Below are 16,298 nucleotides of genomic sequence, written 5' to 3'. Positions count from 1 at the left end.
CCATCGCATGGCTCCACGGCTTCCGCCGGCTACGGGTTCGCTGGGAACGACGCGACGACATCCACGAAGCCTTCCTCGGCCTCGCCACCTGCCTCATCACCCACCGACACGTCCGACGCCATTGTTAGGACCTCTAAGGGACGCCGAGATGAGTGCATGGCGCGTCGCCCTCGCCGGCCGACGAGAGTTCGAGACGTCAAAAGACCGAAAGTGCTTCCTTGAGGCATGGCGTCGCGCCTGACCAACTGGTGGGGTGAAGGCCGCGGCTTCGGCGATCTCGCCCGCTGTGCCCAGGTGCCGGCCCTTCCCGGCCGGGTGGCCGCGCCTGCCGGTGGGGGGGCGGTGCGGCCTTTCGGTATAGCCGTGGGCGGTCCCGCCCGCCGCTGAAACCAGCTCGGTCCCGGTGACCCTGTACGGCAACTTTCGCTCCGTCGGTGATCTCGCGGGTGTTCACACCACTGCGGACCTCTTTCGGAACATCTGAATCGCGTGTAGAACTCGCAAGGCTCACCCGGCGCCAGCGAACAGGTCGGGCGCCGGCCCCTATGACGGGAGACCGATCATCCATGTTGTATCTGGTACGGCGCAGAGTGCGGACGGCCGCGCTCGCGCTCTCGGCCATCGCGGCCCTGGCCTTCGGCGCGACCGCCCCGACCGGCGCGGCAGCGGCCCCCAACCCCGCTCCCAAGAAGCAGGGGCCGACCTCGGTGGCCTACGTCGAGGTGAACGACCACAGCATGCTCAACGTAGGCAAGTACACCCTCGCCAACGGCGGCGGCAACGCTTTCGACGTCGCCGTGATCTTCGCGGCGAACATCAACTACAACACGGACACGAAGACGGCGTATTTGCACTTCAACCAGAACGTGCAGCGCGTGCTTGACAACGTTGCCACCGAGGTGCGGCCGCTGCAACACAAGGGCATCAAGGTCGTCCTCTCGGTACTCGGCAACCACCAGGGCGCGGGCTTCGCCAACTTCCCGTCTCAGCAGGCGGCCTCTGCGTTCGCGAAACAGCTGTCGGACGCCGTGGCCAAGTACGGCCTGGACGGCATCGACTTCGACGACGAGTACGCCAAGTACGGCACCAACGGCACCGGCCGGCCCAACAGCAGCTCGTTCGTGCACTTGGTGACGGCACTGCGCGCGAACATGCCGGACAAAATCATCAGCCTCTACAACATCGGTCCGTCCGCCTCCCGCCTCTCCTACGGCGGCGTCAACATCTCCTCCAAGTTCGACTACGCCTGGAACCCGTACTACGGAACCTGGCAGGTCCCCGGCATCGCACTGCCCAAGTCGAAGCTCTCACCGGCGGCTGTCGAGATCGGCCGAACCGCGCAGAGCACGGCCGCCGACCTCGCCCGCCGCACCGTCCGCGAAGGGTACGGCGTCTATCTCACGTACAACCTCGACGGCACCGACCGCAGCGCCGACGTCTCCGCCTTCACCCGGGAGCTGTACGGCAGTAACGCCGTATACACGCCGTAAGGCGACCACACGCCCCGGCGCACGACACCCCTGAGGAGCCCACCGCATCCAGCAGGGGCACGTCCCGCGCAGGCCGCGCCTGGACAACGATGTTAAGGCGCGGTCACAGGGTGTGCGATATCGCCTCGGAGCTGGCCGTGGCATCCCAGGCGCTACGCCTTGCAGAAGATGGTGCCAGCGCGAACGCCCGTGCCCTGCAGGTGGCTGCCCAGCCATTGCCTTGTCATGAAGCCCGGTCCAGCTCCTGCACCGACGCCCGCTGCGACGAAGGTGCCGTGATGTCCACCGGCGCCGCCTGTGAGCGGTGCGCCGAGATGCGTGCCGACCGCCGACGGCGCCGTGCGCGCGTCGCCAGTCAGGTGCGGGCCGAGCTGCCTGACGCCACTTCAACCCCGCCGGCAGGTGGCGGAGCGCCGGCTGCGTGAGGTCGTGGCCGCGGATCTGGCACGGGACGAGGAGTGCCGTCGGCAGGCCGTCGAGGCCGAGGCCGATCGTGCGGCGACCGCCTGGCGGGCCCGCGCTGAGTCCGAGGTCGTCGAGCAGGATCACCGGGCCCGGTCGTGCCAGCGGTGTGGGGCCGGAGGTGGGCGGTCTGTGCGGGGTGTGCCGGGTCCGGGACGAGACTGAGGTGCTGCTGCTGCGGCAGACGGTCGCCGCGGTCGTGGTCGGTTGTGGCCGCCCGGTGGACGTGGACGCTCGGCCGCGGGCCGGAGCAGGCCCGGGCCGCGCAGGGGCGCCGCCGTCACCTGCACCCACGGCCCAAGTCGCCGAGCGGGCCGTTGACACCGCCGCCCAACAGGTGCGTCACCGTGCCGCCGAGCACCTGCTCGCCGCGCGCAGCACCGCCTGGCTCGCCACGCAGGCCCCGGCCTCGGCGGGGCAGCTCGCCTCGCAGAGCCGGGCAGTGGCACACACGGCAGGAGCGGCTGAAGTCCGGGCGGTCTTGGCTACCTGGCACAGCAGATACCCAGGTATCGGAAATCCGACAAGCCCGGACCGCCGCCGCCCCACGGGGGAGCACCGGAGCCGGGTCGGCTCCGGCCTTTCATGTGCGGAACCTCGCGTGAGCGGGGACCGCGGACCCCCTGCGCTTAGCCGGAATCAGAACCGGTTCAGCGATTCAACAACCGGCGCGCGATCGGAATACTGCGTGCGCAACGACATGCTAGGGGAACGGGGGGAGCGGATGACGGGTCAGATCCCGCCGCAGTACGGCGAGCAGGGTGTGGCGGCACAGGGCGCTGCGCTGTCAGCGACGCGGACGCGGCCACCGACCGCCCGGCCCGGTCCGCCGGCGGCCCGCCGCCGGTGACCGTCATCTGGCAGGCGCCCGGCGAGCCCGGGCAGCAGCTGTGAGCGCCCTCGCCCCGCCCCTGAGCCGGCCATCACGATGACCGCCGTCGGCCACCCCCTGTACGCCCTGACCCTCCCTGCGCGCCTGACCGCCCGCTACGGCCTGACCAGTGACGGCACCCGCACCCTGCCGCGCCCCGCACCGCTCGGGCGGCATTATGGCCGCGGCGACCCGGTCGGCCCGGCCGTTTCGAAGAAGCGTCCCTCCGGGCACGTCCCGTGAGCCTCCACCGTGCGCCTGCTCTACGGCCGCCGACCACCGCGCCCGGCGGCGTGCCGACGGCATGTTCGAGACGGCCTATCCCGGGGCGGCCGCTTCACCGCCGGGGCCAGGTACTTGATCCGGTCGCTGCCGTACCGGCCCTGTCGCACCTGCGCCCGGATGCTCGTCGGCACCGCCCTGGCCGGAGCTGCCGCGTGAGCCGGGGGGGCTGGCGGGCCGCCTGCCGGGCCGTGCGCCGCATCACCGGATACTCCCTGCGCCGCGGCTGGATCCAGGCGGCCCTGCTGCCCGCGAGGACGCCCGGCGCGGCCGGTTCCGGGCTGCCGGGCCGTCTGCCCGGCAGGTCCGTTGGAAGGGCAGCATTGAGCCGGTCTCTTCCTCCCACAAGTCGGGGCGCAGGTATGCCAAGGACCGCCTCTCTCCGTGCCAGCCCAGACGGGCGAGCACCTCCCAGGGGTGCGGGTCGCCGCCTGCTCTTGCCGCTGATCCAGGCTTCAGGCCAGGTCGTCATCCATTGGCAGATCCCGCAGCCCTCGGGCCTCCGGTTCCTTCCACAGGGCGGCATCCTGTTGCCGAGTCCAGTCCTTGACCGCCTGGGAGCCCTGGCACAGTGCTTCGAAATCGTTCGTGGCGATCTCATGGCGCGCAGGCGGCAGGGCAAGGGAGCGATCCAAGAACGGCGTCTGCCGAGAGTGTTCCGTCATAGCCGTCGTCTATCAGGCACCACTGACGAGGGCCGCCGGTGACGGCCGCTCGGCGCACTGCACATCCCCTGACACTGTTGAGGACGTGACCTTGACCCGGTGGCGGGCCGGGTACGCGGGGCCTGGAGCAACGAAACCTTCCGCTGCGTCCCGGCCAGGCGCCGGTGTACGCCCTGGACCTGCAGCTGTCCCGGGTCCCAGCCGACCACACTTCACCGCCTGCGGTCCGATCAGCCGCGCGGCGGCCGGGCCCCAGTGCGAGGTCCTGGCCGTACAGCAGGGCCGTACGCAGACGCTGTTGGAAGGCTGCAATCGCGGTGTGTAAGAGTGTGCGGATGCTCGAAATTCTGGTGGAGGCGGAGAACAGGGAGCGGCACGTTTGTGTGTCCGCCGAGGAGTTGGCAAGGCTGATCCAAGCGGAAGCCCGCCCTGGATGCCAAGGCCCCACAGGTTTCCGGCCCCGGTTCTGGGAGTGCCAAGGGCGATGACTGATCTCGAGTTCAGCTGGGAGCTCAGCGGGTCCGGCTGGGCAATATGCCGAATTGCCGACGGGACTTCGGAGCACAAGAACTTCGTCAGCTACTGCACGAATGCTCTTGCCGACGTGCTTCATGGCGTTGCGGGTCTCTACGGTCCTACTACCGTCCACCGGTTCTCCTTCGACCTCGAACCGGACGAACTCAGGTGGGTCCTTCGGAGTCAGGGCCCGAACGTTAACATCTCGATCTACCGGTTCCCGGATATGTCAGCGAGCTTCGATGCGAATGACGCTGACGGCACGCTCGTGTGGAGTTCACGGCAAGACCGAAGCGCTCTGAGCCATGCCGTCATGGAAGCTGCACACTCAATATTGCGGATCCACGGGGAAGAAGGCTATCGAGCAAAGTGGGTTCAGCACCCCTTCCCCGTTGCTGCACTTCAAGATCTCTGCCGACTGCACCTGCGAGATGACGAGTGCGTCATCCAGCATGACCTGTCGCTTCCGTAGAGGGCCCAGTCGGCACGTGCACACAGACGCCCCTGCCCAGGCCACTTCATCCCGTAGACGTGGCTTTCCATGCAGCAGTGACGCTTCCCCTCACAGTGCCACCATTCCTTCGCCTCACCGTGCTCCAGAGCTTGCGGATTGTGCCAGGGGCCCAGGCTCGGGGTGCCTTCGGCTTCCTACATACCTTGCGAAGCAGTGACGGCACCCCGGTCGCAGTCCCGCTACAGCTCGGGGCCTGCGGGCGATCACCATCGTCAGCTCGGCACCGTCGCAGTGCGCGGACGGGCGCTGATCACCCGGCTGCACAACTTCGCCGCAGGCGCCGCGCCGCGGTCGCCTCCGGCAGGACGGCCAGCGATCTGCAAGGTGCGGTCGAACCTGGTAACTGAACTCGGCTTCCCGCGCTTGGCCCTCTCGCCAGGCTCCTCGGCGACTGAGGAGATGTTCTCCATGTTCATGTGAGCAGCTTTTGCAGCCACCACCGGCAACCGGCAGGGTTCGCGCGGTGGCACCACCGGGTTGGTCGAAATGGGCGACACCGGATCGAGGCAATCGACACCGAGGCGAGCACGACTGCTGGCAGAGCAAACCGGACGGCGGGGTGGAGTGTCAGTGCAGCCTTTTAGGGTGGCGGCGAAGGTGCAGGCGATCTGCAACCATATCCGGGGAGAGGCGCCGTGGGCGTGGGCGACGGAATTCAGTGGTTGATCGACGGGGATACCGATAGTGGGGCGATGGCCGGTGTGGTCTTCGCCCGCGGCATCGATGCCCGTGAGCTGGCGGTGCGCCTGGGGGCGCCGGAGGACCCCGGGGCCGATCCCATGACGACGCGGAGATCGTTGATCTGGACGTGGAGGAGTACCGGGCCGGGCGAGTCCGGTAAAGGGGTGGTGCGCGTCGGTGAGCACGCCGGGTGGGCGTTCGCGATCGAGTACGGCGATTGCGAGGGCCTGTCGCGCCTTGAGGGAGTCTCCCGCGAGGGTGTTGAGGCCGTGTACTACTCGCACAACCCCGACCATCCGCCGGCCATCGTGTTCTACGCGCGCGATGGCCGCAGCCTCTGCGGTTTCGGACTGGGGGAGGAGCGGGTCCGCTGGGGGGGGGAGGAGGAGCCCGATCTGCTGATGCCCGATCTCGTCGCCGCCCGGATCCTCACCGTCGACGGCGCCGACCTTCGTGAAGACGACGGCGGCGACGCCACCGATCGTAAGCGGCATGTCCTGGCCGTCTTCGAGAGCCGCTTGGGCCTCTCCCTGCCCCGGGCCGTGTTCACCGTCGACCGGCTGCACGTCCACGCAGTCAACGGGGCGCCCGCCCCGGACTTCGACGCCCTCCGCGCCTGGGCCCAGGCCCAGGGCCACCCCGCCCCCAACGAGCGTCTGGGCCTGGTCCCCGCCGGTCTCCGCCGCGCCTACGACCACGCCGCCCACTGGCAGCAGCACCTTGACGGCATGGCCTCGGCGCCGATCTTCGGCATCTTCCATACAAGCGGAGTAGTGCGGCACGCCTCGGAGTAGGTTTTCCGCTGACGGCCGTGGCGCCGGGCCGGATATGGAGGCCCGTGCGTACCCGGGCATCCCGGGCGCCGGCGCGTCCCGATGAGGCTCTGTGCCCTGACCCGGCCCGCGACGGAAGCTGGCGTGGCTATGCACCCGTCAGTGGTGCTCAGCCATGCCCGGTACAGCAGCGGCGAGAGAATCAGAATGATCACGGTCTCAGTGCGAACGGTCACTTGACCGAGTTCGGCTGACCCTTCGAGCGCGGGTGCCCGCGCTGGCGCCGGATGGGGCCGCGAGACAATCAGCTCATGGGGATTGACCTGCAATTGCACAACGGCCGCCCGCACTGGCCCGGCCGACGCTCGAAGCGCAAGCCGACACTGATCCGCCAGTCCCACGAGCATGGCGAAGCGCTGGCTCAGCTCATCGCCACGCTCCCCGCCAACCCGTCGGGGAAGCTCTGGAGGGTCGATCCGTACAACGACACCATCTTCAACGAGCAAGAGGCCGAGGCCGCGCTCCGCGAAATACCCGATCTCCTCGGCCGCTGCACGGACGCCTCCCACATTGCTGCCCTCCGCGACCTCGCCGGATACCTGAAGGACTGCGCGGCCACTTCCGGCAGCTATCTGCTCCTGGTTGGCGACTAGCCGGGCCTGCAGAAGGCTGAAGCTCAGGAACACCGCAGGGACGCCCCGGTCCTGTTGGGGGAGCCCTCCATCATCGTCGCGCCCCGCCACCCCAGGCCGCGGGGCCACGGTTTCGCCGGCAGGCGTTCCCCGCGGTGACGCCGTGGCAGAGTTCTCGTCATGCACAGATCCCGTTCCCTTGCTGTGGACCTCCTCCTGGGCGCCGTCCTGGCCCTGTCCGCCTGCGGCCAGTAGCGCGCCGGCTCCGGCCCGAGTGCTTCGCCCACGCCGTCCGCCATCGGCCCCGCACGCGGCAACGTGAAGTCCGACTCCCACGACGGCGCCCCGCACTACCGGGAGAACAACGGCTTCAGGTCCCGCGCGAGATGTCCCCCGACAGCGAAGAAGCCGCCCGCAAGGAAGCCGCCCGCATCGAACCCGTCCTCAAACGCCTCTGGAAGGACCACGCATGGGACCCGGACCGCGTGCGCACGGCGCTGGTGCGCCTCGGCTACCGAACCGGCGACGGCCTGCAGCCCGGGACGCTCATCGTGAGCGGCATGGGTGAACAGCACATCCTCACCCAGACCGCCCCGGTCGCCCCCGAGGGCGCCCTCTTCGCCCTGCGGGTGCGCAAGGACGCCTGCGTGCACGGCGCCGTGAAGCCCCTCCGGCAGTCAACTGGAGGTCAGCGGCCCGTTCCTGGAGACCGGTTCGCCTGTTGTGCGCATGCCCGCCGACTTCCGGAAGGGGAGACTGAGGCGACAGGACGGGGCGGGCACAGCGTGAGTGACGCGACTTCAGGTCCGGCAAGGAGAGACCCATGGCCATGACGAGGGCGCACACGCCCGGCAGGCCGGACGGTACGCAGCGGGACACCGGGTGGTCTCGCGGGCAGTCCTTGGTACGGACGCGGCTCGGGGCGCGTCACTGATCTTCTTGGCGCTCCTTTCGGCGTTGGCCTGTTCCTACGTGTTCGCTGTGTGGCTGCACGCCGGCGTTGCACGGTACAGGGACTACGAAGCGTCCGAGCCGTGCCCCGCCCACTCGGCGGTGCGCAGGCTGGAGGACTGCTGGTGCGAGGTTCCCCTCACCGTCGAGCACACGGTGATCAAGGGCGGTGGCTGGAGCGCGACCTACACGGCGACCCTCACCGGCGCCCCGTACTGGAACGAGACCATGCCCTTCGCCGATAAGGAGCCGGTGCTTGAGCGGCTCCGGCCCAGGGACCAGGTCGCCGCCACCGGCTGGCGCGGCGGGATCATGACGGTCGGCACGCAGGGGCTGCGCCAGAGCACCTCCGACGAACCTCGCGATGAGTCGCAGATGGCGGCCGCCATCGCAACTGCTCTCGGTCTCTTCGCGGTCTGGGGCTCGTGTTCGGTGCGGTCCAACTGGCCCAGCCCCGTGACTATGAGCCGTTCAGCCTGGGCGGGTACGGCAAGCCGCTGCTCGTCACCCTGTCCGTCGCCTGCGTCGCCGTGGCGGCTGCCAGCTTCCTGCTCGGCATTGCGTGGTGGGTCGTGCCTGCCCTTGTCGTGCCGGTCTTGGCAGTCAGGGACTGGCTGCTCCACCACAACCGGCAGACGAGCCGGCCGAAACGGTTCGCCGGGCTAGGGCACTTTTGATGGCTCTCCGTGAAGGACATTCCGTAGGGGCCCACGGCATCTGGCCCGCCGTCTGGACAACCGCACGGTGCCCGGACGCTCTGATGGCCCTGGCCCTGGCCCTGGCCCCGGCCCAGACCGCCTAGGACGCCCCCAGGGGCGATGACAAGTGAGCCGACGAGGACGAGGGGAACGAGGGGGGAGGAACGCAGCCCCCCGCAGCCGGGCAGCCCCTCTTCTTCGGCCTTGGTCTGGGAAGACGAAGACAGGGGGCTGCCGGGCGGCGGGGCTCGGCAAGCTCAGTGAGGCGCGGATTCGGGAGTGCGTCGCACGCCGACGGCCGCGAGGACGGCGCCGATGGCGCAGAGCACGCCGGTCACCAGCGCGGCGGTGTGCACACCGTTCATGAAGGCGTGGCCGCTGCCCTCGACGACGGCGGCCTTGATCTGCGCGCCCATGTCGTTCGCCACCGGTGAGACGCCCATCGCCACCGCGTCCTTGGCTTCGTGCAGCCCCTGCGCCATCGGCGCGGGCACTCCGGCGCCGGTGAGTTCGCCGGTCAGTGTGGAGCCGACCCGGCTGCTGATCAGCGAAACCAGCACCGAGGTGCCCAAGGCGCCGCCGACCTGCAGCGCGGTGGCCTGCAGGCCGCCTGCCACGCCGCCGTCCGTGACCGGGGCGTTGCCGACGATGGCGTCGGAGGACGCGGCCATGACCATGCCCACGCCCAGGCCCAGCGCGATGAACGGCGGCCACATGGCCGCATACGCGGAATGTGCGCCCCAGGCGAGCATCGCGAAGGCGGCGCCGGCCTGCAGCACCATGCCCAGGGGCATGGTCAGTCGCGGCCCGAACTTCTCGGTCAGCTTGGCACCCAGAGGTGAGGCGACTACCGAGGCCAGGCTCAGTGGCAGCGTACGCACGCCTGCTTCAACCGGGGTGAATCCGCGCACGTTCTGCAGGTAGAGCATGACGAAGAAGATCACACCGAGCAGGACGAAGAAATTCAGTGCGGTGATGGCTGCACCGATGGTCAGAGCCGGGTTGCGGAACAGCCGCATCGGCAGCAGCGGATGTGCGACACGTGTTTCATGGACTCCGAAGATCAGCAGGATCACGAGTCCCGCGGCGATGGCGCCCAGCGTGCCACCCGAACCCCAGCCCCAGGTCTCGCCCTTGACGACTCCGAAGACGATGGCGAGCAGGCCGAGAGCCAGCAGGACGATGCCGATGACGTCGAACTTCTCGCCGGCCGCGGCCGAGTTCTTGCTCTGCGGCAGTACGAAGGCGCTGAAGGCCAGGGCGAGGACGCCGATGGGAGCGTTGATGTAGAAGACGGACTCCCAGTTGACGTGCTGGACGAGCAGTCCGCCGACGATGGGACCGAGCGCGGTGGACACCGACGACACCATGGCCCAGATGCCGACCGCCATGCCGAACCTCTTCGGCGGGAACACCGCCCGCAGCAGGGCGAGCGTGTTGGGCATCAGCAGGGCGCCGAAGACGCCCTGGAGCGCTCGGAAGGCGATGACACCCTCGATTGAGCCGACCAGGCCGATCGCTACGGAAGCGGCAGTGAACCCTACGACGCCCACCAGGTAGAACGTGCGTCGTCCGAAGCGGTCGCCGAGTTTGCCGCCGAGGATCAGCGTGGCGGCCAGGGCGAGGAGGTAGGAGTTGGTGACCCACTGCAGATCGGCGGTGGAGGCGTTCAGGTCCCGGCCGATCTCCGGGTTGGCGATGGAGACGACCGAGCCGTCCAGACCGACCATGAACAGACCGAAGGCCACGGCGATCAGTGTCAGCCAGGGGTTGGACCGCCGGCCGCGCGGGGCGGTGTCCGGTGGAGCGTGGGCGGGCAGGACCGTGTCGTCCACGGTGGTGGAGGGCATGGGCGTTCTACTTTCCTTGTGCTGAGAGTTGTCGCGAGGATGTCTGGCAGGAAGCACCCGGCGATCCGGCCAAATCCGGGCATGTGAAGGCCCGCGCTCGGGTTTTGGCATACGCAGAGGCGCAGCCGGGCAGCGCACGGGAGCCGCGGTACGGGCAGCGGGTGCCGCTTTTGGGGCGGGACGCTGTGGTCCCTCCAGGGGCCGGGGGTCAGCCCGCTGCGGCGTGGAGCTGACGAGTCAGCGCCGTCAGCGCTCCCAGGGCCGACCCCAGGGCGTCGAGCTGCCCGTCGGTGAGCGTGCGCAGCGCTTGCGCGATGTGCGCGTCCGCGATTCGTCCGGCTTCGGCAAGCCGCTGCCGCGCCAGCGCGGTCAGGTACAGATGGGCGACCCGCTTGTCGGAGGCGTCCTGTCGGCGCTCCAGCAGGCCCTGGCCGGTCAGCTGGGAAACCAGGGCACTGACATTGTTCGGCTTCATCAGCAATGCCCCGGCGGCCTCCCGCACGGTGACGCCCTCACGCTCAGCGACCAGCCGCAGAAGACTCAGCTGGCCCTCCGAGGGCTTGGAGTGCGGAAAATCCTGGCCGATACGGCGGTCAAGAGCCCGGTGCAACGCAGGCAGGCACTCCGCGAGCTCAGCGGCTACACGGTCGATGTCCTGGGGTGATGCATCGGGAGCGGGCACAGAACCAGGTTACGTATACGCCTATACCTATGTCAACATAGGTGATGCGTAGCGCGGTGTGGGACGCGGCCTTCCGCCGCCCGCTGGGGCCGACGCTACGGTGCGTGGATAGGGCTCCCTGCCCACCGACTGGATTCTGAGGGCCGGGGCTGGAGAGGACGAGGCGCGAAACGGCTCCAGGGTGAGAGGCGACTTTCTTTTGGTGCCCGCCCTGCTCGGCGTAAATGTCGACGTCCTCTACGCCTGCGGCCACTCCTCCTACCCGAGCGTGGCGGCGACCGCTCCCGTCCGCAACGCTTCGTGGACACCTGGCTGGCGGGCCTGGAGCCGCTGGTGGCGTCGGTGCTGGCCGCTGACATCTGCTGGGGCGCTTCCGCGACCTTCCGAGGGCTGCTGGCTGCCGCCCGCCCCGCCGACCTGCCGCCGCTGACCCTCCTGGCCAGCGACGCCATCGCCCCCGGCACTCACGCGCCGCTGTTCGCCCCGCTGCTCGAGACCCTGCATGCCGACGGACCGCCGGACCTGCGGTTGATCGTCATGCCATACATGGTGCTATCGCCTCGAACAATTGCCGGACTTGGGGCAGGGTTGCCGCGGTCTGCGGTGGTCGGGTGACTTTCGCGCGATCGTGTGCCGTGTGGTGCGTGGGTTCTTGTCCGTGCCTCGGCGGTAGGCATACGCGCTGGTGTCCCGTTTCCGGGGTGCTTTCTTCTCGTGCCTGACCAAGCGGCGCGATGAGCTGTTCGAACCGTGCTCCGCGGAGCGGCTGTTCTGCCAAGTTCACGGGCGGGCGAAGGACGACACGCAGGTGGTCCCGGGCTGGCCGTACTCGTTCGTCACCGCCCTCGAACCCGGCGCCACCTCTTGGACCGCGATCCGGCTGGGGCAGGCGGACGATGCAACCGCGATTACTGCGGCCCGCGATGCGCGCCCGCCTTCATCCCGTCTGCGACCACGCCCGTATGGGCAGCGGTAATGAGGTGACCGTTGCGGTCATGGGCCGGTTGGCCGCCGAATGTCTCCTGCGTGAACGCCGTCAGTCGGCTCTGTGGACGCTCGGTCGCGGGCCGCAGGCTCAGGTGGTAGCCGAGCGGGCCGTTGACACCGCCGCCCGACAGGTGCGTCACCGCGCCGCCGAGCACCTGCTCGCCGCGCGCAGCACCGCCTGGCTCGCCACGCAGGCCGGCCCCGGCCTCGGCGGGGGAGCTTGCGCCTTGCCCCACAGGGCCGGGCAGCGGCGTACGCGGCAGGAGCGGCTAAAGCCCGGGCGGCCTTGGCTACCTGACGCAGCAGATACCCAGGTATCGGAAATCCGACAAGCCCGGACCGCCGCCGCCCCACGAGGGAGCACCGGAGCCGGGTCGGCTCCGGCCTTTCGCGTGCGGGAATTCCCGCATGTGCGGGGACCACGCGCCCGGTCCAGCCCCCAGCGTCACCCTGCGCTACCTGCCCGTTCGTCACGGGCCACACGGGAACGGGGCCTACCTGGCGGCCTCCGGGGCGGCGGTCTGCGGGGCTCCGGTCTCCACGCGGAAGGGGTATGTCCTGACCGCGGTGAACGCGTCGTGGATCGGCAGGATGAGCGAGGTGAGGCGACGGACCTTCGCGTCGCCGATCGGCGTCCACAGCGCAGCGCAGTGCTCGTCGGTCTCGACCTCGATCTGCTCGCGCGCCGCGATGCCGGCTTGGGTAGCGGTGCCGTCGGTGTTGAGCCAGCCGCGGGCGACGAGACGTGTTGTTGCCGCGGCCACCTCCTCGTCGTCCCACAGCCGGGTGGCACGCGCGATCGCTTCCGGGAAGTGACCTGTCGCGGTTTGCAGAACGTTGCAGTCACACGGCCCGAGGCCGTTGGCGGCGAGCACGGTGAAATGCGCGTCGCCGCGCCACTCGCGCAGCACTGTGATCTGCTGCCATAGCGCGACGAGCGGTTCGGCTGGGAGGGGGACCGAGGCGTTGGCGGCAGCCATCGTCTTCCCGGCGTAGTCGGCGCTCGCGACGACCGGGTCGATGAGCGATCGTGCCTCGGCGATCTGATCGGCGGTGAGGTTCACGTCGACGCGCTGCAGCGCACGAGTGACGGCTGCGAAGCGAGCGTTCTGCCACTCTTCTGGCGTCGCTGTGTCCCACACGCCTGCCATGGCCTGCACCGACCGCGGGCTGAAGTTGTAGAAGGCCGCGAGTGTGACCTGCCACGGTACTGCTCCCATCGGGGCTGACCGGAACGCGAAGTACGCCGGTGCGTACTCGGTTGCGCCCAGCTTGGCGGCCTCTTCCGGTGCTTCGGGGATGAAGTAGACGAACAGGTGGGTCGCGTTGATGGTGGCGCTGATCTCGCGGACGGCGCTCAGGTTCATGCCGGCGCGAGCGAAGGTGCTGGCGAGATGCATGTCGTGGTCTCCTGGCAAGCGGAAGGATCAAGATCGTCTTTGGTGTCCGGGCAGTCAGAACGGCTCTGGAGCGGTGATCCGGGCGGTGATCGCGCCCAGTTCCCGCACTTCGATCCGGACCGTGTCTCCCGGCGTCAGGTAGGGGCGGTGGCCGGACAACTCCTGAATGCAGCCGGTGCCCACGGGACCGCTGGCGATGATGTCACCGGCGCGCAGCGTGGTACCGCGCGACGCGTGCGCCAGCATTTCGCCGAACGACCAGTGGATCTCGTCCCAGCTGCCGCCGCCGTAATGCTTGTCGTTGACGTATCCGTCCATCTGCAGCGCGTAGCCCCTGCCCGAGCGGTAGGGCTCCAGTTCGTCGGGGGTGACGAGGAACGGGCCGAGGCTGGTCGAGGCGTCCTTGCTCTTGGACGGGCCGTACACGAACCCCATCTCGCTCGCGGAGAAATCGCGTGCGCTCCAGTCGCAGTAGACCAGGTAGCCGGCGATGTGATGCTCCGCCGTGGCGGCGTCGAGGTTCGAGCAGTCCCCGGCGATCACCGCGGCCACCTCGACCTCGTAGTCCCACAACTGAGCGCCCGGGGCGATGGGAACCTCGTCGTGCGGTCCCTTGATCGCCGCCGGGTTGGAGAAGTGGAAGAGCGGATATTCGTACCAGGCCGGGCTGACCCTGCCGTCGCCAACGGCTGCCTTGCCCGCATTACTGATGTGACGTTCGAACGCGGCGAAGTTCCGGACCGCAGGGGGCACCGGTATCGGCGCCAGCAGGTCGGCCGTAGCCAGTTCGACGATCTCGGTCGGTTCCCTGGTTGCGGCGGCCACCAGTCCGCCTTCGGCGCGCAGCAGCTCCAGCAGGCCCATGCCCACGGCGTGGATCTTGTTGTCGTGCACCACGCCGCAGCGCGGGGAGCCGTCGGTGGAGCGGTAGCTGACCCACCTCATCGGGCAAGCACCTCCCGGGTGTAGTCGTAGGGCCGTCGTGTGTCGGCGAGGGAGGATGCCTGAGGGCCCAGGGGGACGGCGCCTCCCTCGCGCGCGGCGGCAGTGTGGCCCGGGGAGCTGGAATCCAGGAACGGCTGGATCTCCTTGACGGCGCTCTCCACGGGTCCACCGGGCGCGCGAAGACGAACGATCTGCGCGGCCTCGGCCTCGTCGTAGTCACCGGCGAAACTCGTGGCGACGGTGCCGGGGAGGTCGTTCACGTACCGGATGGCGGGGGGACGGTCGGCGAAGCCGACCGCGAGCGCAGTGTTGAGGATCCCGGCCTGGATCATCGCGTTGAGGCCGTGATACTGCGTCCGCTGCTGATGGACCTCCCAGCGTGGCGACCCGAAACGCCCGGTGCCGCCGAAGTTGAGCACGACCGGATCGGCGGCGCGGCCGAGTAGGCCGGCCCGGCCGTGGCTGAGCAGAAAGCGGCTGAGGTGGGTCAGCGCGAAGTCGGGCTCCAGGCCGTCGGTGGTCTCCGTATGCCTGGAGCGCTGGAACTGGGCACCCAGGACGAGGACGTCGACCGTGTCGAGCTCGGCGGAGAGCCGGTTGGTCAGCCGCCTGTCCGCGTCGGTGAGCTCCAGGTCGGCCCGGATAAACCAGGCGCCGGGCTCGGCCTTGGCCTTCTCCGTCCCGACGACCACGATCCGGTCCCTGCGCTTGAGGCAGATACGGGTGAGGCCGCGCCCGATACCGTCCGTGCCTCCGGTGATCACGACCGTCTTCATACGGCCACCGACCGCGCGAACTTGACGATCTCCTCGACGAACAGCTCAGGCTGCTCCAGTGCGGCGAAGTGGCCGCCTGCGGGGATGTCGTCGTTGAAGTAGCGCAGGTCGTGATAGGCGCGCTCGGCCCAGATACGCGGGGTACGCGTCAGTTCGTCCGGGAAGACGCTGACCCCGACGGGAAGGTCCGGCTTGGTCAGAGCGAGCGGCTGCCGGGCGTACTCCCAGTACAGGCGGGCAGAGGAAGCAGCGGTGCCGGTGAACCAGTACAGGGAGATGTGGTCCAGGATCTCATCGGGTGTGAGTGCGTCGGGCCGTGCCCAGTCGAGGAACTTCTCGTAGATCCAGGCGGCCTGCCCGGCCGGGGAGTCGGTCAGGGCGTAGCCGATGGTCTGCGGCCGGGTGCGCTGCACGACGTGGTATCCGGAATGGACGGCGAAGAAGCGGCTGCCCTGTTCGAGTGCGGCCTTCTCCTCGGGGGCCGGGTCGTCGCCGACCGGTGGTGCGGCGAGGAACTCGGGGAAGTTGACGTGGATCGCACGCAGGCCCACCGGGCGCTGTGCCCCCATGCGGGTCGCGACGACACCGCCCCAGTCGCCCCCCTGGGCCAGGTAGGAGTCATAGCCGAGGCGCCGCATGAGCACGCCGTACGCGCGGGCGATCCGGTCCGGGCCCCAGCCGGTCGAGGCGGGCTGGTCGGAGAAGCCGTAGCCGGGCATCGAGGGGACGACGAGGTGGAAGCCGTGCTCGGTGAGCGGGCCGACGGTCTTGAGGAACTCCAGGAACGAGCCCGGCCATCCGTGCAGCAGCAATAACGGCGTGGCGTCAGGGCGGGGCGAGCGAACGTGCATGAAGTGAATGCCGAGACCGTCGATGGTGGTACGGAACTGACCCAGCTCGTTGAGCCGCCGCTCCAGATTGCGCCAGTCGTACCCGGTGGCCCAGTACTCCAGCAGTTCCTCAAGACGCTCCCGCTGCACCCCCTGGCTGCTGTCCGGCGCGGTCTCCCGGCCGGCAAGGCGTACCCGGTGGAGCCGGTCCTTCAAATCCTCCAGGGCACTGTCCGGAACGTCGATACGAAACGGTGTCACGCTGTCCGATGTCATGGTCACCACGGTGAGGC

16 protein-coding genes and 2 pseudogenes are annotated in these 16,298 nt (G+C 69.2%); 10 read left to right on the top strand and 8 right to left on the bottom strand.

All coding sequences use genetic code 11. The annotated features are described in order from the left end of the window. The 3 genes and pseudogenes from ACH4FX_RS36515 to ACH4FX_RS36505 form a co-directional block, all read left to right on the top strand. A pseudogene (locus ACH4FX_RS36515) lies at positions 1-128 on the top strand (IS5/IS1182 family transposase); the annotation flags it as partial. Positions 129-566: 438 nt separating this feature from the next. Beyond that, the gene (locus ACH4FX_RS36510; protein ID WP_398485768.1) at positions 567-1,490 is read left to right on the top strand and encodes an endo-beta-N-acetylglucosaminidase H; all 924 of its coding nucleotides are present in this window, start codon (positions 567-569) and stop codon (positions 1,488-1,490) included. A gap of 1,390 nt (positions 1,491-2,880) precedes the next feature. Next, complete coding sequence (locus ACH4FX_RS36505) at positions 2,881-3,066, top strand: hypothetical protein (protein WP_398485767.1); 186 nt, start codon at positions 2,881-2,883, stop codon at positions 3,064-3,066. A 494-nt stretch (positions 3,067-3,560) separates the two neighbouring features. On the opposite strand, the gene ACH4FX_RS36500 is transcribed toward ACH4FX_RS36505, so the two are convergent. Further along, on the bottom strand, positions 3,561-3,770 hold the full coding sequence (locus ACH4FX_RS36500; protein WP_398485766.1) for a hypothetical protein: 210 nt from the start codon (positions 3,768-3,770) through the stop codon (positions 3,561-3,563). A gap of 484 nt (positions 3,771-4,254) precedes the next feature. Between ACH4FX_RS36500 and ACH4FX_RS36495 the strand changes: the two genes are divergently transcribed. From ACH4FX_RS36495 to ACH4FX_RS36475, 5 genes are all read left to right on the top strand, one after another. Beyond that, positions 4,255-4,758, top strand: a complete 504-nt coding sequence (locus tag ACH4FX_RS36495) for a hypothetical protein (RefSeq protein ID WP_398485765.1) — start codon at positions 4,255-4,257, stop codon at positions 4,756-4,758. 677 nt (positions 4,759-5,435) lie between these two features. After that, positions 5,436-6,275 (top strand): hypothetical protein, encoded by an 840-nt coding sequence (locus tag ACH4FX_RS36490; RefSeq protein ID WP_398485764.1) that lies wholly within the window; start codon positions 5,436-5,438, stop codon positions 6,273-6,275. A 290-nt stretch (positions 6,276-6,565) separates the two neighbouring features. Continuing rightward, positions 6,566-6,907, top strand: a complete 342-nt coding sequence (locus tag ACH4FX_RS36485; protein ID WP_398485763.1) for a hypothetical protein — start codon at positions 6,566-6,568, stop codon at positions 6,905-6,907. 365 nt (positions 6,908-7,272) lie between these two features. Continuing rightward, positions 7,273-7,719, top strand: coding sequence for a hypothetical protein (locus ACH4FX_RS36480; RefSeq protein WP_398485762.1), 447 nt, complete (start codon positions 7,273-7,275; stop codon positions 7,717-7,719). A 543-nt stretch (positions 7,720-8,262) separates the two neighbouring features. Continuing rightward, a complete protein-coding gene (locus ACH4FX_RS36475) occupies positions 8,263-8,514 on the top strand; it encodes a hypothetical protein (protein WP_398485761.1) in 252 nt (83 codons plus the stop codon). 278 nt (positions 8,515-8,792) lie between these two features. On the opposite strand, the gene ACH4FX_RS36470 is transcribed toward ACH4FX_RS36475, so the two are convergent. Both ACH4FX_RS36470 and ACH4FX_RS36465 read right to left on the bottom strand, forming a co-directional pair. Beyond that, positions 8,793-10,385 carry a DHA2 family efflux MFS transporter permease subunit gene (locus ACH4FX_RS36470; RefSeq protein ID WP_398485760.1) on the bottom strand — a complete coding sequence of 531 codons (1,593 nt, stop codon included), beginning with the start codon at positions 10,383-10,385 and terminating at the stop codon, positions 8,793-8,795. A gap of 208 nt (positions 10,386-10,593) precedes the next feature. After that, positions 10,594-11,067, bottom strand: coding sequence for a MarR family winged helix-turn-helix transcriptional regulator (locus ACH4FX_RS36465; protein WP_398485759.1), 474 nt, complete (start codon positions 11,065-11,067; stop codon positions 10,594-10,596). Positions 11,068-11,367: 300 nt separating this feature from the next. Here ACH4FX_RS36465 and ACH4FX_RS36460 point away from each other — a divergent pair, with 300 nt between their 5' ends. After that, on the top strand, positions 11,368-11,682 hold the full coding sequence (locus tag ACH4FX_RS36460) for a hypothetical protein (RefSeq protein ID WP_398485758.1): 315 nt from the start codon (positions 11,368-11,370) through the stop codon (positions 11,680-11,682). Between the two features lie 67 nt (positions 11,683-11,749). Continuing rightward, positions 11,750-11,989, top strand: a pseudogene (locus tag ACH4FX_RS36455) (hypothetical protein); the annotation flags it as partial. Here the strand turns inward: ACH4FX_RS36455 and ACH4FX_RS36450 are convergent. From ACH4FX_RS36450 to ACH4FX_RS36430, 5 genes are all read right to left on the bottom strand, one after another. After that, positions 11,976-12,194, bottom strand: a complete 219-nt coding sequence (locus ACH4FX_RS36450) for a hypothetical protein (protein ID WP_398485757.1) — start codon at positions 12,192-12,194, stop codon at positions 11,976-11,978. The pseudogene ACH4FX_RS36455 and the gene ACH4FX_RS36450 sit on opposite strands and share 14 nt — an antisense overlap. Positions 12,195-12,548: 354 nt before the next feature. Beyond that, positions 12,549-13,454: a hypothetical protein gene (locus ACH4FX_RS36445; protein WP_398485756.1), complete on the bottom strand. Its 906-nt coding sequence runs from the start codon at positions 13,452-13,454 to the stop codon at positions 12,549-12,551. Between the two features lie 54 nt (positions 13,455-13,508). Next, on the bottom strand, positions 13,509-14,399 hold the full coding sequence (locus ACH4FX_RS36440) for a fumarylacetoacetate hydrolase family protein (RefSeq protein WP_398485755.1): 891 nt from the start codon (positions 14,397-14,399) through the stop codon (positions 13,509-13,511). Next, a complete protein-coding gene (locus tag ACH4FX_RS36435) occupies positions 14,396-15,175 on the bottom strand; it encodes an SDR family NAD(P)-dependent oxidoreductase (protein ID WP_398485754.1) in 780 nt (259 codons plus the stop codon). Before ACH4FX_RS36435 ends, ACH4FX_RS36440 begins: the two co-directional genes overlap by 4 nt. Continuing rightward, entirely contained in the window at positions 15,172-16,290 is a 1,119-nt protein-coding gene (locus ACH4FX_RS36430) for an epoxide hydrolase family protein (protein ID WP_398485753.1), read from the bottom strand. Before ACH4FX_RS36430 ends, ACH4FX_RS36435 begins: the two co-directional genes overlap by 4 nt. Positions 16,291-16,298 lie beyond the last annotated feature (8 nt).

Origin of the sequence: Streptomyces sp. NPDC018019 (assembly GCF_044327805.1) — a bacterium.
In the GTDB taxonomy this organism is placed as follows: domain Bacteria; phylum Actinomycetota; class Actinomycetes; order Streptomycetales; family Streptomycetaceae; genus Streptomyces.
This window is presented reverse-complemented; position numbering and strand designations above follow the sequence as displayed.

Excerpts from the sequence above, each read along its gene's own strand:
- ACH4FX_RS36510 (WP_398485768.1), top strand. The coding sequence starts at position 567 with ATGTTGTATCTGGTACGGCGCAGAGTGCGGACGGCCGCGCTCGCGCTC.
- ACH4FX_RS36505 (WP_398485767.1), top strand. The coding sequence starts at position 2,881 with ATGACCGCCGTCGGCCACCCCCTGTACGCCCTGACCCTCCCTGCGCGC.
- ACH4FX_RS36500 (WP_398485766.1), bottom strand. The coding sequence starts at position 3,770 with ATGACGGAACACTCTCGGCAGACGCCGTTCTTGGATCGCTCCCTTGCC.
- ACH4FX_RS36495 (WP_398485765.1), top strand. The coding sequence starts at position 4,255 with ATGACTGATCTCGAGTTCAGCTGGGAGCTCAGCGGGTCCGGCTGGGCA.
- ACH4FX_RS36485 (WP_398485763.1), top strand. The coding sequence starts at position 6,566 with ATGGGGATTGACCTGCAATTGCACAACGGCCGCCCGCACTGGCCCGGC.
- ACH4FX_RS36480 (WP_398485762.1), top strand. The coding sequence starts at position 7,273 with ATGTCCCCCGACAGCGAAGAAGCCGCCCGCAAGGAAGCCGCCCGCATC.
- ACH4FX_RS36470 (WP_398485760.1), bottom strand. The coding sequence starts at position 10,385 with ATGCCCTCCACCACCGTGGACGACACGGTCCTGCCCGCCCACGCTCCA.
- ACH4FX_RS36445 (WP_398485756.1), bottom strand. The coding sequence starts at position 13,454 with ATGCATCTCGCCAGCACCTTCGCTCGCGCCGGCATGAACCTGAGCGCC.
- ACH4FX_RS36440 (WP_398485755.1), bottom strand. The coding sequence starts at position 14,399 with ATGAGGTGGGTCAGCTACCGCTCCACCGACGGCTCCCCGCGCTGCGGC.
- ACH4FX_RS36435 (WP_398485754.1), bottom strand. The coding sequence starts at position 15,175 with ATGAAGACGGTCGTGATCACCGGAGGCACGGACGGTATCGGGCGCGGC.